This window comes from Roseomonas sp. WA12 (assembly GCF_054165765.1).
The window spans coordinates 3,990,665-4,012,537 of record NZ_CM135108.1; the positions used below are offsets into that span (position 1 = coordinate 3,990,665).

Here is a 21,873-nt window from a genome sequence, read left to right on the forward strand (position 1 = left end):
TAAGCGGCCCCTGCTCCCATCGTATCCGCGGCAGCCAAATGGGGGTCCAGGGGCCTCAGGCCCCTGGCGGAAGAGGTCTGGAGAGGGCAGCGCCCTCTCCAGGGTTCAGCCGCGCGCTCGCCCCCCCTGGCGCGCTGGCGCGAGGAATGCCACCAAAGCCAGCAACGCGATCACGGATACGGACGGCCATGGCGAAGACCCTGCGAGTGGCAGTGCAGATGGACCCGATGGAGAGCATCGGGATCGAGGGCGACAGCACCTTCGCCCTGATGCTGGAAGCCCAGGCGCGCGGCCACGCCCTGTGGCACTACCATGTGCGGGACCTGGCCCTGCAGGGCGGCCGCGTCACGGCCTGGGCCCATCCGGTGGAGGTGCGGCGCGAGAAGGGCAACCACTTCACCTTCGGCGCGCAGGTGGAGCTCGACCTCGGCCGCGATGCCGATGTGGTGCTGATGCGCCAGGACCCGCCTTTCGACATGGCCTACATCACGGCCACCCACATCCTCGAGCACATCCACCCCAAGACCCTGGTGGTGAACGACCCCGCCAGCGTCCGCAACGCGCCCGAGAAGCTGTTCGTCACCCATTTCCCGGAGCTGATGCCGGAGACGCTGGTCACGGCCGACCGCCGCCTCATTGCCCGCTTCCGCGAAAAGCACGGCGACATCATCATCAAGCCGCTCTTCGGCAATGGCGGCGCCGGCGTCTTCCACCTGCGCCCTGACGACCCCAACATGAACTCGCTAATCGAGATGTTCACGGAAAAGTCGCGCGAGCCGCTGGTCATCCAGAAATACGTCCCCGCCGTGCGCCAGGGCGACAAGCGCATCATCCTCGTGGATGGCGAGGCGATGGGCGCCATCAACCGCGTGCCCGCCGAGGGCGAGGCGCGCTCCAACATGCATGTCGGCGGCAAGGCCGTGCAGACGGTGCTGACGGACCGCGAAAAGGAGATCTGCGCGGCGATCGGCCCGGAGCTGAAGCGCCAGGGCATGATCTTCGTCGGCATCGACGTGATCGGCGACTACCTCACCGAGATCAACGTCACCTCCCCCACCGGCCTGCAGGAGGTGGCGCGCTTCGACGGCGTGCATCTCGAAAAGTCCATCTGGGACGCGATCGAGGCGAAGCGCTAGCCATGGCGGATGGCGACTGGCGCGGCGCCGCCTGGCGCACCGCCCCCTCGCTCTACGCGGCCGGCCGGGAGGTGCCCTTCGCCCTCCCCGCCAGGCCCGCCTCGCAGTATCTCGCGATGCGCGACGGCTGCCGCATCGCCATCGACACCTGGCTGCCGGAGGGCGCAACCGACCGCGTCCCCGCCATCCTCATCCTCACCCCCTACTACCGCCGCTTCGCCGTGGCCGAGGGCAGCGACGCCGACGCCATCCCCAACGCCGGCAAGTTCATCCGCTACCTCGTCCCGCGCGGCTACGCCGTGGTGGTCGTGGATGTCCGCGGCACCGGCGCCAGCTTCGGCACGCGCGACAGCTTCCGCTCCCCGAAGGAGCGCGAGGACAGCCGCGAGATCACCGACTGGATCGTGGCGCAGGACTGGTCCGACGGCAGCGTCGGCGCCACCGGCATCTCCTATCCCGGCGCGGCGTCCGACTTCCTCGCCAGCACCGGCCACCCGGCGGTGAAGGCCATCGCGCCCCTCTTCGCCGTGTGGGACACCTACATGGACAACTACTACCCCGGCGGCATCCTGCTGAAGGAACTCGCCCGCTCCTACGACGCGCTGATGGTCGCCATGGACCATGACCGCCGCGACCTGCTGCGCAACTACGTCTATTACGCCAACCCCGACCTGCGCGGCCCCCACCCCGTGGACGAGGATGCCGACGGCACGCTGCTCGCCCAGGCCATCCACGAACACCTCGGCAATTTCCGCCAGCCCGACTTCATGGGCGAGTTCCGCTTCCGCGAGGACCCGCTCCCCTATGACGCGGGCTTCTCCTCCGCGTCGTTCAGCCCCTATTCCGTCAGCCCGGGCATCCGCCCCGGCGTCGCCGTCATGGCCGTCTCCGGCTGGATGGACGGCGCGGGCTACGCCAACGGCGCGATCAGCCGCTTGCTCACCCTACGTGACAACCCCGTGCATCTCCTGCTCGGCCCCTGGGATCACGGCGCGCGCTGCAACGTCTCCCCCTGGCGCGACAACGTCACCCCCGATTTCGACCTGCTCGCCGCCCTGCTGCGCTTCCTCGACGAGTACCTGATGGGCCGCGACACCGGCCTGCGCCAGGAAGCCCGCATCCACTTCTTCGCCCTGCACGCGGAGGAATGGCGCGCCGCCGAATCCTGGCCCCCGATCCGCGACACCGACCGCCTGTATCTCGGCCCCGACGCCACCCTCACCACCGAGCCCGTCGCCCCCGGCACCGACGAGACCCGCGCCGATTTCGCCGCCGGCACCGGCCACGGCACGCGCTACGAGCGCATCGCCGGCATCAACAGCACCACCTACTATCCGGACTGGGCCGAGCGTTCGGCCAACATGCTCTCCTGGACCTCGGCCGTCCTCGCCGCCGCGCAGGAGCTGCAGGGCCATGCCATCGCCGATCTCTGGATCACCTCCAGCGAGCCCGACGCCGCCCTCTTCGTCTATCTCTCCGAAGTCGATGGCGACGGCACTGTCCGCTACGTCACCGAAGGCCTTCTCCGCGCCCTGCACCGCAAGGAAAGCCCAACGCCGGACACCTACCGCACCACCTGGCCCTTCCGCTCCTTCCGCCGCGCCGACGCCGCCCCGCTCACCCCGGGCGAACCCACCCGCCTCCGCATCCCGCTCCTGCCCACCGCCTGGACCTTCCGCGCGGGCAGCCGCATCCGCCTGTCGCTGGCGGGTGCGGATGCCGATCATTGCGTGCAGGTGCCCCACGGGCGGCCGCCGGTGCTGGGCGTGCTGCGGGGTGGCGATCGGGCGTCCTCGGTGGAACTGCCGCTGAAATAGAAAAAGGCCGGGGAGAAGGAATTCTCCCCGGACCCCTCATCTTTTTCTTCAAGGCTGCCGCGGAACAGCGGCCAAAACGCGCATCAGAAAACTAGCCGAAAAAGAAGAGGGGGCTTGGGGGAATTCATCTCCCCCAACCTTCGGCCTACCGCCCCAGCCCTTCCCAGAACTCCTTCACGCGAGAGAAGAACCCCTCGCTCTCCGGGCTAGTCCGGCTGTTCGCCTCTGCCTCCGCTTCGAACTGCTCCAGCAGCTCGCGCTGCTTCGCGGTCAGGTTCTGCGGCGTCTCGACGGAGACCTGCACATACATGTCCCCGCGCGCGGCGGAACGCAGCACCGAGAAGCCCTTGCCCCGCAGCCGGAACTGGTCGCCCGCCTGCGTGCCCGTGGGAATGGAGACGCGCGCGCGCCCGCCATCGATGCTCGGAACTTCCACCGCCCCACCCAGCGCCGCCTGCGTCATGCGCAGCGGCACGCGGATGAAGATGTTGTTCCCCTCCCGCTGGAAGATCGGGTGCGGCTTCACGCCGATATCCACGTAGAGGTCACCGGACGGCGCCCCGCGCAGCCCGGCCTCGCCCTCGCCGGAAAGGCGGATGCGCGTGCCCTCCTCGACGCCGGCGGGAATGGTCACGTTGAGGTTGCGGTCGCGCTCCACCCGGCCGGCGCCGTGGCAGACCTTGCAGGGGTTCTTGATGATGCGGCCCTGGCCGTTGCAGGTCGGGCAGGCGCGCTCCACTAGGAAGAAGCCGGATTGCGCGCGCACCTTGCCGGCGCCCTTGCAGGTGCCGCAGGTCTCGGTCTGCGCCTTGCCGCCCTCGGCGCCCGTGCCGGTGCAGTTGTCGCAGGTGACAGAGGAGGGCACGCGGATTGTCTGCTTGGTGCCCGCGAAGGCTTCCTCCAGCGTGATCGTCACCTCGGTCCGCAGGTCGGATCCGCGCCCGCTCGCCTGGCCACCGCCGCGGCCGCCGCGCGCGTTCAGGTTGCCGAACATCTGCTCGAAGATGTCCTCGAACCCGCCGCCGCCGAAGCCGCCGCCACCGAAGCCGCCGCCCCCCCCGCCACCGCCCTCAAAGGCGGCATGGCCGTAGCGGTCATAGGCGGCCCGCTTCTCGGCGTCCTTCAGGACGTCATAGGCCTCGTTGCATTCCTTGAACTTCGCTTCCGCCGCCTTGTCGCCCGGGTTGCGGTCGGGGTGGTGCTGCATGGCGAGCTTGCGGAACGCCTTCTTCAGCGTGTCCTCGTTCGCGTCGCGGGCGACGCCCAGCACCTCGTAATAATCACGCTTGGCCATCTTGGTTCCCGTGCGGGGCGCATCTGTGCCCTGAGGGGTTGAATCCGCAAAAAAGAAGCGCCCGGCCCGCTTCTCGCGATGCCGGGCGCCTCATTCTACCGCAAGGGGGCGATCAGCCCTGCTTCTTCTTCGAGGGGTCCACGTCCTCGAACTCGGCGTCGACCACCTTCCCGTTCGGGTTGGCGTTGCTCGGGCCGCTGGCCCCCGCACCGGGACCACCATTGGCCTCGCCCTCGGCGCCCGGCTGGGCGGCCTCGGACTGCGCCTTGTACACCGCCTCGCCGATCTTCATGCCGGCGGCGGAGAGACGCTCCCCGGCCGTCTTCATGGCATCGGCGTCGTCACCCTCCAGCGCGCTGCGCGCGGCGGAGAGCGCGGCCTCGACCTCGCCCCTGTCGGCATCGGCGAGCTTGTCGCCATTGTCCTTCAGGGCCTTGTCGGTCGAGTGGACGAGCGCCTCGAGGTTGTTCTTCGCCTCCACGCCCTCGCGCCGGCGCTTGTCGGCCTCGGCATTCGCCTCGGCGTCCTTCACCATGCGCTCGATATCGGCATCCGACAGGCCGGAGCGGGCCTGGATCTTGATCTGCTGCTCCTTGCCCGTCGCCTTATCCTTGGCGGAGACGGAGACGATGCCGTTCGCGTCGATGTCGAAGGTCACCTCCACCTGCGGCACGCCGCGCGGCGCCGGCGGGATGCCCTGCAGGTCGAAGTTGCCCAGCAGCTTGTTGTCCGCCGCCATCTCCCGCTCGCCCTGGAAAACCTTGATCGTCACGGCCGTCTGGTTGTCGTCAGCGGTCGAGAAGGTCTGGGACTTCTTGGTCGGGATGGTGGTGTTGCGGTCGATCAGCCGGGTGAACACGCCGCCCAGCGTCTCGATGCCCAGCGAGAGCGGGGTCACGTCGAGCAGCAGGACGTCCTTCACCTCGCCCTTCAGCACCGCGCCCTGGATCGCGGCGCCGATGGCGACGACCTCGTCCGGGTTGACGTTGCGGGCCGGCTCCTTGCCGAAGAACTGCTTCACCGCCTCGATCACGCGCGGCATGCGCGTCATGCCACCGACCAGGATCACCTCGTCGATCTCGCCGGCATTCAGCCCGGCATCCTTCAGCGCGGCGCGGCAGGGCTCGAGCGTGCGCTGCACCAGGTCATCGACCAGGCTCTCCAGCTTCGCGCGGCTCAGCTGCAGCACCAAGTGCTTCGGGCCGGACGCATCGGCGGTGATGAAGGGCAGGTTGATCTCGGTCTGCTTGGCCGAGGACAGCTCGATCTTCGCCTTCTCGGCCGCCTCCTTCAGGCGCTGCAGGGCAAGCTTGTCGCCGCGCAGGTCGATGCCGTTCTCGCGCTTGAACTCGTCCGCGAGGTAGTCGATCACCCGCTGGTCGAAGTCCTCGCCGCCGAGGAAGGTGTCGCCGTTGGTGGACTTCACCTCGAACACGCCGTCGCCGATCTCGAGCACGGACACGTCGAAGGTGCCGCCGCCCAGGTCGTACACGGCGATCGTGCCGCCGTTCTTCTTGTCGAGGCCGTAGGCGAGCGCGGCCGCCGTCGGCTCGTTGATGATGCGCAGCACCTCGAGGCCCGCGATGCGGCCGGCCTCCTTCGTCGCCTGCCGCTGGGCGTCGTTGAAGTAGGCCGGGACGGTGATGACGGCCTGCGTCACCTTGTCGCCGAGATACGCCTCGGCCGTCTCCTTCATCTTGCCGAGGATGTAGGCGCTGATCTGCTGCGGCGCCTGCTTGGACCCACCGGCCTGCACCCAGGCATCGCCGTTGTCGCCGCGCACGATCTGGAACGGCGCGAGATTGATGTCCTTCTGCACCGTCGGATCGTCGAAGCGGCGCCCGATCAGGCGCTTCACGGCATACAGCGTGTCGGTCGGATTGGTGACCGCCTGGCGCTTCGCGGCCTGGCCGACGAGACGCTCGCCGTTCTTCGCGAAGGCAACCATGGAGGGGGTGGTGCGCGCGCCCTCCGCGTTCTCGATCACCTTGGTGTCGCCGCCTTCCATGATGGCGACGCAGGAATTGGTCGTGCCGAGGTCGATACCAATGACCTTGCTCATCCGTTCACTCTCCTTCGCGGCGGCCGGGGCACGGCCCGTGATCAGGCACCGTGCGCGGCCCCATTGTTCAACGCGGATGGGGTTGGGGGACGGGGCTCGCCCCGTCGGCCCAGGATGTATTCAGGGGCAGGCACCGGGACAAGACCCTGCCGACCCTGAATCCAACGCAGGTTAGGTACGCGGTCTTAAAAGGCGGTTTTCAGCCCGCCTTCCCGGCCACCACCACCATGGCCGGCTTCAGCAGCCGCCCGTTGATCGTCCAGGCCGGCGTCCAGGCCGTGATGACCGAGCCCGGCTCCACCCCTTCCGGCGCAGGCTGCTCGGACATCGCTTGGTGCAGCTCGGGGTCGAAGGGCTTGCCGGTGGGATCCTCGGCCTTCACCCCATGCCGCTCCAGCATGGCGATGAAGGCGCGCTCCACCCCCTCGAAGCCGCCGCGCATCTTCGCGACGGGCCCGTCCTCGCCCTCCGCCACCGCGGGCAGGGCATCCAGGCCACGGCGCAGGTTCTCGGCCGCATCCGCCACGTCGCGCGCGAACTTCGTCACGGCGTAGTTCCGCGCATCCTCCAGCTCGCGCTTGTGGCGGTTGCGAAGGTTCTGCATCTCCGCCTCGGCCCGCAGCCACTTGTCCCTCATCTCGGAGAGCTGCGCGGCCAGGTCGGGCGTCTGGGCCTGGGCATCGGGAGCCGCGCCGGCATCCGTCACGGCATCGTCGGGCGTGGTGCTGTTCGGTGTGTCGCTCATCGTGGGATCTGATCTTTCCTGGCCCGGTCCGTTCTAACCATGGGGGGCATATCTCGGCGCCTCACCTAGGGTCCGCGCGGCGGCGGGACAAGCCGGAACGGCGCCTTACCGCGTTGCACCGCAGCATCGCTTGGTCTCCCATAGGGTCCATGCCAGTTCGCTCCACGCTCCGCGCCGCCTGCCCTACACTCTCGGGGCAGGCCGCGCCCGGAGGCGGCGCCCAGGCCATCCCCATCCCGGCACAGGCCAGGCCAAGCATCCCCGCCCCCCGCCGGACAACCCGCGCATGAGCGGCGGCGCCGAGCGAAGGCGCCCCATCGTACCTATGTGGATGCTGGCGCTCATCACCTTCAGCGGCACGGTCGGGATGTATGTCTTCGTCCCCGCTCTGCCCGCGGCTGCGGCCTCCCTCGGCGCCACAACCGGCGCCATGCAGTTCACCGTCAGCCTTTATGTCCTCGGCCTCGCCCTCGGCCAACCCGTCTACGGCCCGCTATCGGACCGCTTCGGCCGCCGCCCCGTCCTGATGGGGGGCCTCGTCCTCTACACCCTGGCTGGCCCCCAACGCCGAAACCCTGATCGCGGCCCGCTTCTTCCAGGCCCTTGGCGGCTGCGCCGGCCTCGTCCTCGGCCGCGCCATCGTGCGCGACACCTCGGAAGCCAAGGCCGCCGCCCAGCGCCTCGCCCTCCTCAACCTCATGGTCACCGTCGGCCCCGGCCTCGCCCCCCTGGTCGGCAGCGCGGTGGTCACCACCGCGGGCTGGCGCACCGTCCTCCTCCTGCTCTGCGGCCTCGGTCTGGCCAACCTCGCCTTCGCCTGGCGCCTCCTGCCCGAAACCGGCCTGCGCGACGCCCCGCCCGACGGACGCACCCTTCTCCAGGACTACCTCCGCCTCCTCTCCTCCCCCGTCTTCCTCGGCTACGCCGTCTGCGGCGGCTGCATGACCACGGCGGCCTACGCCTTCTTCGGCTCTGCCCCCTTCATCTTCCGGGATCTCGGCCGCCCGGAGCACGAGGCCGGTTTCTACCTGGCCATCCTCATCATCGGCATTTCCATCGGCAACTGGCTCGCCAGCCGCCTCGTCGCCCGCGCGCCGATCGATCGCGTGCTCCTCCTCGCCGGAGCCCTCAGCCTCGCGGCCACCCTCCTCCTGCTCGCGATCGTGCTGGCCGGCCAACTCTCGGTCGCCTGGGCCATGGGATGCATGTTCGCCTTCACCCTCGGCGTCGGCATCGGCAGCCCCGCCGCCCTCACTCAGGCCATCAGCCTTAACCCCCGCGTGGTCGGCTCCGCCTCCGGCCTCTACGGCTTCACCCGGATGGCAGTCGGCGCAATCTGCTCCGCCCTCGCCGGCCTGGGCGGAAACCCGGCCCTCTCGGCAGCGCTGGTGCTGGCCGGTGCGGGCGTCATCGGTCAGGTGGCCTTACGCATCGCGCTTCGAGAGAAGCGGGCACCCTCGTGAGATGACAGGGCGGTGGCGCTAAGAGAAAAGCAATTCTCCCTCCATCGGACGTATACGTCCGATCCCTCCCTCATTCTTTTGAAAACTGCCGCGGAATGCCGCAGCTACGGCTCTCTGAGGACACACGATCCCCGCCGCGGGAAAGGTCAGCCCGAACCGCACAAACCAAGGCCTGCGGCGCCGCAATCAATCATCGCATCCGCAGCAGCCCCATCGCTGGGGTCTGGGGACCTCAGCGGAGGGTCCGGGAGGCTGGCCTCCCGGAGGCCACCGATACCGCCAGCGCAGAAGTTACGGCGCCCCAACCGGAGACGCCTCGATGGCCTTCGATGCCGCAGCCCGGCGTGCCGCGGCCACCCCATTGGGAAAGCCCGACCGATTGCTGTAGTCGCGCCCCGGCCCGGACGGGCGGGAATGCCGTGCGGAGAGCCCGGCCTGGCACAGGATGTCGAGCAACGTAACGCCCACCACCGCCACCAGCGCCACCTCCACATTGTTCCGCCGCGGGTTGTCCCGCCGCAGGAAGGCCAGCAGCGTGATGATGTCGATCGCATCGCCCGCGATGCGACTGACCACCCCCATTTGCGGCGTCGCCGAGAGGGTCGCCATGCCCGCCACGATCTCGCGCGCGCCGTAGAAGCGGATCAGCGGCTCGAAGCCGCGCATGCCCAGTGCACGCGCCAGGGGACGGGCGCCGAACAGCTCCGCCGCGCCCAGCGCGAAGCTGAACCAGCCCAGCCCGCGCGCCAGTTGGTCGGGGGCGCCGAGCGAACTCGGTCCGGAGGATTGCACCACCGGGTCGCCCGGCGACCGGGCAATGCCCGCAGCACGTGCCAGCAGGTTCATGACGAACATCCCAGGGCTTGAGAGATCACAATGACGGCGATCACGGCTTGAGAACGACCTTGATGCAGCTGTCCTGCTTGTCGCGGAACACCTTGTACATCTCGGGCCCCTCTTCGAGGCTGACGGTGTGGGTGATGACGAAGGACGGGTCGATCTGCCCCTCCTCGATCCGCCGCAGCAGGTCGTCTGTCCAGCGGTTCACATGCGTCTGGCCGGTGCGGATGGTGATGCCCTTGTTCATCAGCATCCCCATCGGGATCTTGTCCACCAGCCCGCTATAGACACCGGGGATGGAGATAATGCCCGCCGGCCGGCAGACATAGATCATCTCGCGCAGCACATGCGGCCGGTCATTCTCCAGCATCATCATCTGCTTCGCGCGGTCGAGCAGCGTGTCCGGCTGGCTTATCGACACATGCGCCTCGAGGCCCACGGAATCGATGCACTTCTCCGGCCCCTTGCCGCCGGTGAGGTCGTTCAGCCGCTCGACGACGCTCTCCTCCTCGAAGTTGATGGTGATGGCGCCGCCGGCGGCCGCCATCGACAGCCGCTCGGGCACGCAGTCGATCGCCACCACCTGCTTCGCGCCCAGCAGGATCGCGCTGCGGATCGCCATCTGCCCGACCGGGCCGCAACCCCACACCGCCACCGTATCCGTCGGCTCGATGTCGCAATGCACGGCGGCCTGCCAGCCCGTGGGCAGGATGTCGCTCAGGAACAGCAGCTGCTCGTCCGTCAGCCCGTCCGGCACCTTGATATGCGTCGCGTCCGCGAAGGGCACGCGCAGGTACTCGGCCTGCCCGCCGGGATAGCCGCCGGTGAGATGCGTGTAGCCGAACAGCCCGGCTGTGGTATGGCCGAACACCTTGTCGCCCAGGTCCTTCTTGCGGTTCGTGCGCTCGCAGACCGAGAAGTTGCCGCGCTTGCACTGGTCGCACTCGCCGCAGATGATCGTGAAGGGCACGACGATGCGGTCGCCCTTCTTCAGCTTGCCCTTGGCCGCGGAGCCCACCTCCACCACCTCGCCCATGGCCTCATGGCCCATGATGTCGCCGGGCAGCATGGCCGGAATGAAGTTGTGGAACAGATGCAGGTCCGAGCCGCAGATCGCGCAGCTCGTCACCTTGATGATCGCGTCGCGCGGATCCTCGATCTCGGGGTCGGACACGGTGTCGCACCGGATGTCCTGCTTGCCATGCCAAACGAGAGCTTTCACGGCGTGGATCCTTCATCGCGGCAGGGCCGAAACCGCACCCGTTCAAGGACCGGCCCGGCAGCCTAGGCACCCGTCATCGCATGGATCGGCGCGATCCAGCCGTTGCGGTCACCGGAACACCCAACGCCACCATACCGCGCTAGTTGCGCTAGCGCGACAGCCCCGTCGGAGCACCCGGCATCACCAGCCCGCCTCCCTCGAAGGCCCGAAGCGAGGGATCATCGGCCACCGCCGTCACCCCATAGCCGCCGCCCTGGAACGCCAGCTCCGAGGACGCGCCCGCCAGCGGCCCGCTCATCGCCACCTCAGTCCCAAGCCGCGGCGTGACATTGGCCAGGTAGTTGACCGTCTCGTCCGGCAGGATCATCGCGCCCGAGAGCACGCCCTCCACTCGCTCCGGCCCGGCGTTATAGGCCGCGACGAAGCCGGGCGCGCCGAAGCGGTCATACATCGCCCGGATATAGGCCGTGCCTGCCAGGATGTTGTCGCGCGGCTCATAGGGATCGTCCCCCAGCCCGTGCCGCGCCCGCAGCGTGTCGTAGGTGCGCGGCATCACCTGCATCAGCCCCATCGCCCCCACGGGCGAGGTGATGGGAAGGCCGCTGGCATCGTACAGCCGCCCGCCGCTCTCCTGCCGCATGATCGCGCGCACCCAGCGCTCCGGCACCCGGAAGCGGGCCGCGGCCTCGCGGATATGCGGCCCCCAAGGGTCCTCCGGCGGCCCCGGCACCGCGTAGTTCCGCGCCGCCTGCGCCCGGTAGGCCCCCGCCTCCGCCTGTGCGGGGGAACCCGGCACGTAGCCGTAATCCCCATTGCCGTCGTAACCGCGCCGCCCATCCCAGCTCACGGCCGAGGACCCCGCCCCGGCACAGCCTGCCAGCAGCGCCGCAAGGCCGAGCGCCACCGCCAGGAGGGCAGGGGAACGGGACGAACCGGGCGGGCATGCGGGCATGGAAGGTGGGACGATCCCTGGATGGCAGAACCCGCATCCTGCCCCATCCCGCCCGCTCCGGCAGGGCAAAACCGCCGCCCCGCCCGCGGAACGAAGCCCGGCGTGGCCGCCCGCCAACAGCCGCCCCCCGCGAACACCCCCGCTGCGGGACCCCGCCATTCCCGCCCCGCCCCTTGACCCGGGTGCCCCAGATGGCATCTGCCCCCCTGATGAGCAGCAGCACCGCCGATCGGCCCGCCCCCCCGGCCGAGCCCCGCCCCGACCAGCCCGGGGGCAGCCTGATCGGCCGCCGCAAGCTCGCCGTGGTGCTGTTCAACCTCGGCGGCCCGGACAGCCCCGCCGCCGTCCGCCCCTTCCTGACCAACCTGTTCACCGACCCGGCGATCCTGCGGTTCCCCGCCATCATCCGGAAGCCGCTGGGCTGGCTCGTCGCCGCCCGCCGCACCAAGGCGGCCACCGAGAACTACGCCATCCTCGGCGGCAAATCCCCGCTGCGCGAGCTGACCGAGGAGCAGGGCCGCGCCCTTGAAGCCGTCCTGTCACAGGATGGCGTGGACGCCCGCTGCTTCGTCGCCATGCGCTACTGGCACCCCTTCACGGACCAGGCGCTGCGCGAGGTGATGGAATGGTCGCCCGACGAGGTGCTGCTGCTGCCCCTCTACCCGCAGTTCAGCACCACCACGACTGGCAGCAGCCTCACCGCCTGGCACGATGCCGCAAGGAAGGCCGGCTTCGCCGCCCCCACCACCACCCTCTGCTGCTGGCACTCGGATGAGGGTTATGCGGGCGCCACCGCCGCCATCATCCGCCATGCCCTGACGGAGGCGCGCGCCAAGCTGCCGGAGGGCACGAAGCTCCGTCTCCTTTTCAGCGCCCACGGCCTGCCCGAAACCATCGTCACCCAGGGCGACCCCTACCAGTGGCAGGTCGAGCGCAGCGTCGCCGCCGTGATGGAGGCGCTGGCTATGCCCGAGCTGGACCACGCCCTCTGCTACCAGTCCCGCGTCACCCCGCAGAAATGGCTGGGCCCCAGCGCCGAGGAGGCCATTGCCCAAGCCGGCGCCGAGAAGGTCGCCCTGCTGATCTGCCCCATTGCCTTCGTCTCCGAGCATTCGGAAACCCTGGTGGAGCTGGACGTCGAGTACCGCGAGCTGGCCGAACACAAGGGCGTCCCCGCCTATTTCCGTGTTCCCGCCCAGAACAGCGACCCCGCCTTCATCCGCGCGCTCGCCGCGCTCGTGGCCCGCACCCGCGAGGAAACCCGCGGCTCCCGCGACCCCCAGGGCGGCAAGCTCTGCTCCTTTGCCGGCGGCCGCCAATGCCCGAAGGCGCACAAGGACTGCCCCCACGGCGCCGCCCAGCCGCTGCGGGTGGCCGCCTGATGCGCATCCATACCCGCCCCGCCGCTGTCCTGTTCGACTGTGACGGCGTGCTCGCCGACACCGAGGCCACCGCCAACGGTGCCATCGCGGACGACCTGACCGAGCGCGGCTGGCCCATGACCATGGAGGCCGCCAAGGCCACCTTCATGGGCACCGCCCTGCCCGACATCATGCAGGTGGTCGAACGCCAGCTCGGCCGGCCCCTGCCCGATGACTGGCCGCGCCAGATCGTCGCCCGCATCGTCGGCCGCTACCGCGCCGGCGAACTCGAGCCGATCCCCGGCGCCCAGGCCGCCGTGGAAGCCGTCGCCACCGCCGGCATCACCATGGCGGTGGCCTCCAACTCCGGCCGCGACGAGTTGCGCAACAAGGCGGCCCTCCTCCCCTTCTTCCGTCACTTCGAGGGCCGCCTCCTCTGCTTCGAGGATGTCGCCCGCCCCAAGCCGCACCCCGATCTCTACATCGCCGCCGCCAAGCTCTGCGGCGCCGACCCGCGCGACTGCGTGGTGGTGGAGGACAGCATCGCGGGCGCCCGTGCCGGCCTCGCCGCCGGCTGCCGCGTCCTCGGCTTCGCGCGCGACACCCCGGCGGCCGACCTGCTGGCCGCCGGCGTCGCCGAGACCTTCGCCGACCACGCGGCGCTCCCCGGCCTGCTCGGCATCGCGCCCTTGGGCGCCGCCGCATGACCATCCCCTGGCTGCTGAACCTCTATCCCTGGACCAAGGCGCTGCACCTCATCGCGGTGTTCGCCTGGATGGCCGGCATGTTCTACCTGCCCCGCCTCTTCGTGTACCACTCGACCGTCCCGGCCGGCTCCGAGAGCTCGGAGATGTTCAAGGTGATGGAGCGCCGCCTGCTGCGCGCCATCATCAACCCCGCCATGGCCGCCGCCTGGCTGCTCGGCATCACCCTCGTCCTCACCCCCGGCATCGTCGACTGGTCCGCCGGCTGGTGGCACGGAAAGATGGCGGGCTTCCTGGGGATGAGCGCCTTCCACGGCCACCTCTCCGCCGCCCGCAAGCGCTTCGAGCGCGACGAACGCCCGAAGACCGAACGCTATTGGCGCATCGCCAACGAGGTGCCGACGCTGCTTCTCGTGCTGATCGTGGTGATGGTGATCGTCCGGCCGTTCTGAGCCGGCGCCATCACCCCCCCTGCCAGGCGACGCGCATGAAAGGCGCGGGCACCAGCAGCTTGTTCTCCTGCGTCAGCACCATGGGCCGCACCTTGGCCGCATAGGCCCGCCAGCCCGGATGGGCGAGCAGCCGCGCCCGGCGCTCCGTGCGCTCCGCGAGATCCTCGTACGCCCATTGATGGACCACCTGGTTCAGGGGCCCGAACTCGGTCGTGTAGTAGCCGACCATCCGGCCGAGGATCGGCTTCTGGATGGCCATCCCCTCCGCCTCATAGGCCGCGACATAGGCGGCCGCCTGCCCGGCCTGCAGCGTGTAGATCCGCTCCTCGACGATCATTCGGCGCTCCTCCAGCATGGGCCGCTTGCGTCCCGGCCCTTTTTGGTCCTACCAATTTGGTATGACCAATTTATCCGGCCGTCAAAGTGGCCCTTCGGACGTCGCCGCCGTCCAGCCCGACGAGCGGGCCAGCCTCATCGGCCAGCTGCTCTCCCTCGTTGCTCATCGCCGCCTCGAACCCGGTGAACGCCTGCCCTCCGAGCGCGAGCTGGCCGAGCGCTTCGGCGTCAGCCGCGGCGCCCTGCGCGAGGCGCTCGCCGTGCTCGAGACGCTGCGCGTGGTGGAGCGCCGCCCGAATTCCGGCATCTACCTGCGCTCCGTCGAGCGCCAGGGCTCCATCGAGGCCATCGTCCTGCAGGCCGAGCTGGGCATCCCGCTGACCGAGGCGGAGGTGCGGGAGGTGGTGGAGCTGCGCCGCATCCTGGAGATGCAGGCGATGCGCCTGGCCGCCGAGCGCCGCCACGGCGACGACATCGCGCATCTCGACGCCATCCTCGCCGATGGCGACCGCGCCATCGCCGCCGGCGAGAACCTGGCCGACAACGACGCCGCCTTCCACCTCGCCATGGTCGAGGCCACCGGCAACCACGTCTTCCTGCGCGTGGTGAACGCCTTCTACCTCATGTCCCGCAACCGCCGCCGCGCCTACTTCGCCGATGGCACGCGGGCGCCGCACTCGCAGGCCCAGCACCTGGCGATGCGAGACGCGGTGGAGGCGGGCGATGCGGACCGCGCGGAGGCCGCGATGGGCGGCCATCTGCGCGGCGTGGAGAGCTACTGGATGCAACTGCTGGAACGGCGCGCACGCGGGGACTGAACCGGCGGCGCGAGGACGGGGGAAACGGAAAAGAACATGAAGGTCACGGACGTCATCTGCCACGTGCTGCAATCCAAGGTGGAGCAGCCCTTCACCTCGGCGCGCGGCTGGCTCTACACCACGCGCGCCTCCTGCATCGTCGAGATCCGGACGGATGAGGGCATCACCGGCTGGGGCGAGTGCTACGGCCCCGCCGCGGTGAACCGCACCATCATCGAGACGCAGTACCGCAGCCGCGTCATCGGCCGCGATCCCTTCGATGTCGAGGTGGTGTGGGAGGACCTGTACAACCGCATCAAGGATTACGGCCTCACCGGCATGACCATCGCGGCACTGTCGGGCATCGACATTGCGCTGTGGGACATCATCGGCCGTGCGGTGAACAAGCCCATCCACAAGCTGATCGGCGGCGCGCACCGCACCGAGGTCACGGCCTATGCCACCGGCCTCTACTTCATCGACATGGACCGCCTCGTCGAGGAAGCGGTGGAGGAGGCGGTCGAGTACGCGGAACAGGGCTTCCGCGCCATCAAGATGAAGATCGGCCTCGGCGACCCGAAGCTGGATCTGCGCCGCGTCGCCGCCGTGCGCGAGGCGATCGGCCCCGATGTGAGGCTGGCCGTGGACGCCAACCACTGCTTCACCGTCCCCCAGGCCATCCGCCTCGGCCGCGCCATGGAGGAGCACGACATCCTCTGGTTCGAGGAGCCCATCTCCCCCGAGGACCATGACGGCTATGTCGAGGTCACGCGCGCGCTCGACATGGCGGTCGCCGGAGGCGAGAACGACTTCACCCGCTGGGGCTTTCGCGATGTGATCGCGCGCAAGGCGATGGACATCGTCCAGCCCGATGTTTGCGCCGCCGGCGGCATCAGCGAGTGCCGCAAGATCGCCGCCATGGCCTCCGCCCACGGGGTGGAATGCGTGCCCCATGCCTGGGGTTCCGCCATCGGCCTGGCCGCCACCGTGCAGTTCCTCGCCGCCCTGCCCGACACGCCCCCCGCCTTCCGCCCGATGCCGCCCATGCTGGAATTCGAGCAGACGCCGAACCCGCTGCGCGACCACCTGGCGAAGGACCCGATCGTGCAGCGCGGCGGTATCGTGCGCGTGCCGGACGGACCGGGGCTGGGCATCGAGATCGATCCCGCCATCCTCGCCCAGTACAAGGTGGCCTGACGATGCTGGTCGCCCTGACCGATCCCATCGACCCCACCGGTGAGGCCGTTCTGCGCGCCGCCGGGTATGAGGTGGCGCTCCCCGGCCCCGATGGGCTGGATGCGCTGCTCGCCCGTGCTGAGGCCGTGGTGGTCCGCCGCAAGCTGCCCGACGACCTCTCCGCCCGCGCCCCGCGCCTGCTCGCCGCCGTGCGCCAGGGCGTCGGCGTGGACATGATCCCGGTGGAGGACTGCACGGCCAACGGCGTGCTCGTCGCCAACGTCCCCGGCGCCAATGCGGATTCCGTCGCCGAATTCGCCATCGCGCAGATGCTCGCCATCGCACGGCGCGTGGAAACCATGCATGCCGAGATGGACAAGGGCTGGGACACGGCCCGCGCCCGCACCGCCCGCGCCTTCGAACTGCGCGGCCGCACGCTCGGCATCGTCGGCGTCGGCGCCATTGGCACACGGTTGGCCGAGATCGCAGGCGCCGGCTTCCGCATGCAGGTCCTCGGCAACCGCCGCAACGCCAGCTTCATGCCGCCGGGCATCACCTATGCCGATCTCGACACCCTCTTCGCCGAGAGCGACTTCATCGCCCTCGCCTGCCCGCTGACGCCCGAGACGCGCGGCCTCGCCTCGGCCGCGCGCATCGCCCGCATGCGGCCCGGCGCCTGGCTGCTCAACCTCGCGCGCGGCCCGGTCGTGGACGGCGCCGCGCTGCTTGAAGCGTTGCGCGCGGGCCGCATCGGCGGCGCGGCCCTCGATGTGTACGACGAACAGCCCCTCGCGCCCGACCACCCGCTGCGGGCCCTGCCCAACGTCATCCTCACCCCCCACGCCGCCGGGCTGAGCACCGAGGCGGTGGAGCGGATGAGCACCGGCGCCGCCGAGGAGGTGGTGCTCATTCTCGCGGGGAGTCGCCCCCGCTCCTTCATCAACCCCGAGGCCTGGGCCGCGTCGCGCGCGCGCCGCACGGCACTCGGCTATCGGGCCGGGGAGGCCGATGCCGCATGAGGATCCGCAGCGTCCAGGCCACCTGGTGCCGCGTGCCCATCCCCTATGAGCGCCAGCACACCAGCGACTTCGGCCGCGTCCCCACCTTCGATTCCGTCATCGTGCGGGTGGGGACCGAATGCGGCATCACCGGCTGGGGCGAGGCCAAGGCGGGCGTCGGCAGCGCCGCAGCCTGCGCCGGGCTGGCCGCCATCATCAACGACGACTACGCGCCCCTGCTGGTCGGCCAGGACCCGCGCGACATCTCCCGCCTGTGGGACGTGATGTACAACACCCCGCGCGAGGGCTACGCGGTGGCCGGCGGCTACGCCCTGCCGCAGGTCGGCCGCCGCGGCCTCTCCATCTCCGCCATCGCCGGTGTCGATGTCGCGCTGTGGGACATCCTGGGCAAGTCGCTCAACGTGCCGGTCTGGCGCCTGCTCGGCGGCAAGCGCGTGGACCGCATGCCCGCCTACGCCTCCGGCGGCTGGGCCGATGCCGCCAATATCGGCGCCCAGCTCCAGGGCTATTGCGACAAGGCCGGCTTCCGCGCGGTGAAGATGCGCGTCGGCGTGATGGACGGCTCCCCGGCCCGCTCCGCCGCCCGCGTGCGCGCCGCCCGCGAGACCCTCGGCCCGGATATCCGCCTCATGGCCGACGCGCATGGCACCTGGACCGTGGCCGAAGCCCGCGCCTTCGCCCGCATGGTCGAGGATTGCGACCTCTTCTGGTTCGAGGAGCCGGTAAGCGCCGACGACAAGGCGGGCATGGCCGAGGTCCGCCGCTCCTCCTCCGTGCCGATCAGCGCGGGCGAGAGCGAGTTCACCCGGCACGACTTCCGCGAGATCTGCGAGCTGCGCGCGGCCGACGTGCTGCAACCCGATCTGGCGATCGCAGGCGGCCTGACCGAGGGCCTGCGCATCTCCGCCCTCGCCTCCGCCTTCAACCTCCGCCTCGCCCCGCATCTCTGGTCCGGCGCGCCCGCCTTCGCCGCCGGCATGCATCTGGCAGCAACCCAGAGCGCGGGCTTCATCCTGGAATACTCGCTCGGCCACAACCCGATGCTGCACGACCTCATCGAGGAAGACTTCCCGGTGGAGGACGGCCATGTCCTCATCCCCGACCGCCCCGGCCTCGGAATCACTGTGCGCGAATCCTTCCTCACGCAGTACGGCCAGGGGGCCCGCTCATGAGTTCGGGCATGAAGATCGCATCCGTCGAGGCCTTCCCGACCTCCTTCCCCGTGCCCGAGGGCGGCAGCGTCTCCCTCGGCGTCGGCCGCGCGGTGAAGCGCGACGCGGTGGTGGTGAAGGTCACCACCGAGGACGGCATCACCGGATGGGGGGAAAGCCATCACGGCCGCGCCCACACCGCCGTCGCCGCCCTGCTGCAAACCACCCTGCGCCGCCTCGTCACCGGCATGGATGCGGATGACGTGGTGGGCGTGTGGAACCGCATCTATCGCGGCCAGCTCGCCAGCCACGGCATGGGCGCGGGCTGCGCGCTCGCCATGTCCGGCCTCGACATGGCGCTGTGGGACATCCGCGCCAAGGCATTGGGCATGCCGCTCTACCGGCTGCTCGGCGGCGCGTCGCGTGCCGTGCCCGCCTATGCCGGCGGCGTCGCCCTCGGCTACCAGCCGCCCGCAGAACTGGTGGAGGAGGCGCGCCCGCATATGGAGGCCGGCTACCGCGCCGTGAAGCTCCGCATCGGCGACACCGTGCCGAACGACATCGCCCGGATGGAGGCCGTGCGCCACGCCTTCGGCGACGGCATCGACATCCTGGCGGATGCCAACACCGCCTACACCCTCTCCGATGTCCGCCGCGTCATGCCCGCGATGGACGCGCTCTCCATGGGCTGGCTGGAGGAACCCTTCCCGCCGCACGACCACCGCAACTACCGCGAGGCCCGCAGCTTCGGCCGCACCCCGCTCGCCGTGGGCGAGAACCACTTCACCCGCTACGAATTCGCGCCGCTTCTCGCCGATGACAGCATCGCCATCTGGCAGCCCGATCTGTCCAAATGCGGCGGCATCACCGAGGCGCTGCGCATCGCCGCCATCGCCTCCGCCCACAAGATCCCGATTCACCCGCACAGCTCCATGACCGGGCTGAACCAGGCGGCGACGATCCACTTCCTCTGCGCCATCGACAACCCCGGCTACTTCGAGGCCGACATCTCCCGCGCCAACCTCTTCCGCGACGCGCTGGTGACCACGCCCTGGACGATCGGCGCCGATGGCTGCGTGCGCCCGAACGAGGCCCCCGGCATCGGCGTGGAGGTGGATGAGGACTGGCTGCGCGCCCACCCCGCCATCGAGGGTCCCGGCTACGTCTGAACCGCATCCCTGACGACCGCCCCGGAACGAGGGCGGCGCAAGAACCACGAGGAGGACTTCCATGAGGCACAAGAACCGGCGCGGCATCGCCCGTCACATCGCCGCTGCGGCGCTCGCCTTCGGCGCGCTGCTCGGCCCCGCCGCCGCCCAAACGGCAGGAACCCAAACGGCAGCGCCGCCCTTCGTCACCCGGGAGGTGCGCTTCCTCAACCCTTTCGCCCCCGGCGGCACCTCGGACCTGATTGGCCGCATCCTGGCCGAGCAGCTCAGCAAGCAGATCGGCCAACAGGTGGTGGTCGAGAACCGCACCGGCGGCGGCGGCGTGGTGGCGGCGCAGGAACTCGCCCGCAGCGCGCCCGATGGCCACACCATCCTGCTCGCCTCCATGGGCATCCTGGCGGTCACGCCGCAGATGCAGACCACGCCCTATGACGTGGACCGGGACCTCGTGCCCGTCGTCAACATCGCCTCCGTCTACAACATCCTCGTGACAGGCCCGCGCTCGCCGATCCGCAGCTGGCAGGACCTGGTCCAGCTCTCGAAGGATCGCGGCCGGACCACCACCTGCGCCACCGTCGGCGCGGGTTCCAGCCAGCAGCTCTCCTGCATCCTGTTTGCCGCCCTCACCGGCGGGCAGATCACGCAGATCCCCTATCGCGGCGGCGCCCCCGCCATCCTCGACATCAACACCGGCCGCGTGGACGTGATGTTCGGCAACATGCCGGAATTCATGGGCCAGATCCGCGACGGCGGGCTGCGCGCAGTCGCCTATGGCGCCGCCGAGGCCTCGCCCCTGGTGCCCGATCTCCCCGTCATCTCCAGGGACGGCCTGCCCGGCTTCGTCATCCCCAGCTGGTTCGGCGTGGTGATCCCCGGCCGCACGCCGGATGCGATGGTGGCGCGCTGGAACGCCGAGCTGAACCGCGCGATGGAAGCCCCCGACGTGCAGCGCCGCTTCACTGAGAACGGGCTGCAACGCCTGGGCGGCACGCGGGAGGACTTCATCCGCCAGATCGCGACCGACCGGCAGCGTTGGGGCAGCATCATCCGCGAACACAACATCCGCCCCGAATAGAAGCCCGAACAGCAAACGGAACAGCACCGATGGACCATTTCCCCACCGACCGCGCCGCGCTGCGGGCCGCGCTGTTCCCCGATGGCGTGCCGCAGCTCTGGTCGCCCAGCCTGTTCTTCTACGACCCGCAGGGCGGCTTCGACCGCGCGCGCCAGGCGGCGCATCTCGCCTTCATGGCGCCGGATGTGAAGGGCCTCCTCATCCCCGGCTCCACCGGGGATGCCTGGGAGATGGAGGACGACGAGGCGGTCGCAGCACTCGACCTCGCCATCGACTTCGCGGTCCCCCGCGGCATCGACCTGCTCGCCGGCGTGCTGCGCCCCGATGCCGCCGCGATGGAGACGCTGCTCGAGCGCGTGGTGCGGCATGTCTGCAACCGCGCGGGCACGGCCTCCGTCCCCCACGCCTTCGCGGCGTGCCGGCTGCGCGGCATCACCATCGCCCCGCCCACCACGGAGACACCGCTGGCGCAGCCCGCCATCGCCGCGGCCCTCTCGCCGCTCTTCGCGCGCGGACTGCCGGTGGCGCTGTACCAACTGCCCCAGGTCACCGGGAACCGCATGACGCCCGAGCTGGTGGCAGAGCTCGCGAACCGCCACCCCAACTTCCTGCTCTTCAAAGACAGCGGCGGCACGGACGAGGTAGCCCTCTCCGGCCTCCTACCGGCCGACCTCACCCTGCTGCGCGGCGCCGAGGGCGACTACGCCCGCTGGCACGCGGCGCTGGGTGGCCCCTATGACGGCTTCCTGCTCAGCACAGCCAATGCCTTCCCCGGCGAGCTGGCTGGCATCCTCCACGCGCTGCGCGACGGTCAGGCCGATCGGGCGACGGAGCGCTCCGCTCGCCTCTCCGCCGTCGTCGCCGATGCCTTCGCCGCCGTTGAGGGCCTGCCGGACGGCAACGGCTTCACCAACGCCAACAAGGCGCTGGCCCATGCCATGGCCTTCGGCCGGGAGGCCGGGACGATGCCGCCACCCCGGCTGCATGCCGGCTCCAGCCTGCCGCGCAGCGCGATTGATCAAGTGCTGGCCAGCCTCGACCGGCATGGGCTCATGCCGGCGCGCGGCTACGTCCAGCCTGCCGAGGCGAGTGGCTAGGCCGC

Annotated in this window: 19 protein-coding genes and 1 pseudogene; 13 read left to right on the forward strand and 7 right to left on the reverse strand. The window is 70.1% G+C overall.

What is annotated here, in order from left to right; all coding sequences use genetic code 11:
* The first annotated feature begins 188 nt into the window (after nucleotides 1-188).
* Both gshB and ACVBD7_RS18880 read left to right on the forward strand, forming a co-directional pair.
* Nucleotides 189-1,136, forward strand: coding sequence for a glutathione synthase (gene gshB, locus ACVBD7_RS18875; protein ID WP_458094784.1), 948 nt, complete (start codon nucleotides 189-191; stop codon nucleotides 1,134-1,136).
* A gap of 2 nt (nucleotides 1,137-1,138) precedes the next feature.
* Nucleotides 1,139-2,953: a CocE/NonD family hydrolase gene (locus ACVBD7_RS18880; RefSeq protein ID WP_458094785.1), complete on the forward strand. Its 1,815-nt coding sequence runs from the start codon at nucleotides 1,139-1,141 to the stop codon at nucleotides 2,951-2,953.
* Nucleotides 2,954-3,098: 145 nt separating this feature from the next.
* Here the strand turns inward: ACVBD7_RS18880 and dnaJ are convergent, their stop codons facing one another.
* From dnaJ to ACVBD7_RS18895, 3 genes are all read right to left on the reverse strand, one after another.
* On the reverse strand, nucleotides 3,099-4,247 hold the full coding sequence (dnaJ, locus tag ACVBD7_RS18885) for a molecular chaperone DnaJ (protein ID WP_458094786.1): 1,149 nt from the start codon (nucleotides 4,245-4,247) through the stop codon (nucleotides 3,099-3,101).
* Nucleotides 4,248-4,359: 112 nt separating this feature from the next.
* A complete protein-coding gene (gene dnaK / locus ACVBD7_RS18890; protein WP_458094787.1) occupies nucleotides 4,360-6,309 on the reverse strand; it encodes a molecular chaperone DnaK in 1,950 nt (649 codons plus the stop codon).
* A 199-nt stretch (nucleotides 6,310-6,508) separates the two neighbouring features.
* A complete protein-coding gene (locus tag ACVBD7_RS18895) occupies nucleotides 6,509-7,054 on the reverse strand; it encodes a nucleotide exchange factor GrpE (protein ID WP_458094788.1) in 546 nt (181 codons plus the stop codon).
* 367 nt (nucleotides 7,055-7,421) lie between these two features.
* Here ACVBD7_RS18895 and ACVBD7_RS18900 point away from each other — a divergent pair.
* A pseudogene (locus ACVBD7_RS18900) lies at nucleotides 7,422-8,517 on the forward strand (Bcr/CflA family efflux MFS transporter).
* A gap of 291 nt (nucleotides 8,518-8,808) precedes the next feature.
* On the opposite strand, the gene ACVBD7_RS18905 reads toward ACVBD7_RS18900, so the two are convergent.
* The 3 genes from ACVBD7_RS18905 to ACVBD7_RS18915 form a co-directional block, all read right to left on the reverse strand.
* Nucleotides 8,809-9,363, reverse strand: a complete 555-nt coding sequence (locus ACVBD7_RS18905; protein WP_458094789.1) for a hypothetical protein — start codon at nucleotides 9,361-9,363, stop codon at nucleotides 8,809-8,811.
* A 40-nt stretch (nucleotides 9,364-9,403) separates the two neighbouring features.
* Nucleotides 9,404-10,579, reverse strand: a complete 1,176-nt coding sequence (locus ACVBD7_RS18910) for a zinc-dependent alcohol dehydrogenase (protein WP_458094790.1) — start codon at nucleotides 10,577-10,579, stop codon at nucleotides 9,404-9,406.
* 148 nt (nucleotides 10,580-10,727) lie between these two features.
* On the reverse strand, nucleotides 10,728-11,531 hold the full coding sequence (locus ACVBD7_RS18915; RefSeq protein ID WP_458094791.1) for a lytic transglycosylase domain-containing protein: 804 nt from the start codon (nucleotides 11,529-11,531) through the stop codon (nucleotides 10,728-10,730).
* 191 nt (nucleotides 11,532-11,722) lie between these two features.
* On the opposite strand from ACVBD7_RS18915, the gene hemH reads away from it, so the two are divergent.
* From hemH to hemJ, 3 genes are read left to right on the forward strand one after another with little or no spacing between them, the layout of a single operon-like run.
* Nucleotides 11,723-12,913, forward strand: a complete 1,191-nt coding sequence (hemH, locus tag ACVBD7_RS18920; protein ID WP_458094792.1) for a ferrochelatase — start codon at nucleotides 11,723-11,725, stop codon at nucleotides 12,911-12,913.
* Nucleotides 12,913-13,599, forward strand: a complete 687-nt coding sequence (locus tag ACVBD7_RS18925) for an HAD family hydrolase (protein WP_458094793.1) — start codon at nucleotides 12,913-12,915, stop codon at nucleotides 13,597-13,599. Before hemH ends, ACVBD7_RS18925 begins: the two co-directional genes overlap by 1 nt.
* Nucleotides 13,596-14,048 (forward strand): protoporphyrinogen oxidase HemJ, encoded by a 453-nt coding sequence (gene hemJ / locus ACVBD7_RS18930; protein ID WP_458094794.1) that lies wholly within the window; start codon nucleotides 13,596-13,598, stop codon nucleotides 14,046-14,048. The genes ACVBD7_RS18925 and hemJ overlap by 4 nt, the downstream gene beginning before the upstream one ends.
* A 10-nt stretch (nucleotides 14,049-14,058) precedes the next feature.
* On the opposite strand, the gene ACVBD7_RS18935 is transcribed toward hemJ, so the two are convergent.
* A complete protein-coding gene (locus ACVBD7_RS18935) occupies nucleotides 14,059-14,385 on the reverse strand; it encodes an NIPSNAP family protein (RefSeq protein ID WP_458094795.1) in 327 nt (108 codons plus the stop codon).
* Between the two features lie 61 nt (nucleotides 14,386-14,446).
* Between ACVBD7_RS18935 and ACVBD7_RS18940 the strand changes: the two genes are divergently transcribed.
* The 7 genes from ACVBD7_RS18940 to ACVBD7_RS18970 all read left to right on the forward strand — a co-directional run bounded on the left by ACVBD7_RS18940 (nucleotide 14,447) and on the right by ACVBD7_RS18970 (nucleotide 21,868).
* Nucleotides 14,447-15,202: a FadR/GntR family transcriptional regulator gene (locus ACVBD7_RS18940; RefSeq protein ID WP_458094796.1), complete on the forward strand. Its 756-nt coding sequence runs from the start codon at nucleotides 14,447-14,449 to the stop codon at nucleotides 15,200-15,202.
* A gap of 36 nt (nucleotides 15,203-15,238) precedes the next feature.
* Entirely contained in the window at nucleotides 15,239-16,378 is a 1,140-nt protein-coding gene (locus ACVBD7_RS18945) for a mandelate racemase/muconate lactonizing enzyme family protein (protein ID WP_458094797.1), read from the forward strand.
* Nucleotides 16,379-16,380: 2 nt separating this feature from the next.
* Nucleotides 16,381-17,376, forward strand: coding sequence for a hydroxyacid dehydrogenase (locus ACVBD7_RS18950; RefSeq protein ID WP_458094798.1), 996 nt, complete (start codon nucleotides 16,381-16,383; stop codon nucleotides 17,374-17,376).
* Entirely contained in the window at nucleotides 17,373-18,548 is a 1,176-nt protein-coding gene (locus ACVBD7_RS18955) for a mandelate racemase/muconate lactonizing enzyme family protein (RefSeq protein ID WP_458094799.1), read from the forward strand. Before ACVBD7_RS18950 ends, ACVBD7_RS18955 begins: the two co-directional genes overlap by 4 nt.
* Nucleotides 18,549-18,556: 8 nt before the next feature.
* Entirely contained in the window at nucleotides 18,557-19,696 is a 1,140-nt protein-coding gene (locus ACVBD7_RS18960; protein WP_458094800.1) for a mandelate racemase/muconate lactonizing enzyme family protein, read from the forward strand.
* Nucleotides 19,697-19,757: 61 nt separating this feature from the next.
* A complete protein-coding gene (locus ACVBD7_RS18965) occupies nucleotides 19,758-20,771 on the forward strand; it encodes a Bug family tripartite tricarboxylate transporter substrate binding protein (protein ID WP_458094801.1) in 1,014 nt (337 codons plus the stop codon).
* Nucleotides 20,772-20,800: 29 nt separating this feature from the next.
* A complete protein-coding gene (locus ACVBD7_RS18970; protein WP_458094802.1) occupies nucleotides 20,801-21,868 on the forward strand; it encodes a dihydrodipicolinate synthase family protein in 1,068 nt (355 codons plus the stop codon).
* The last annotated feature ends 5 nt before the right edge of the window (nucleotides 21,869-21,873 follow it).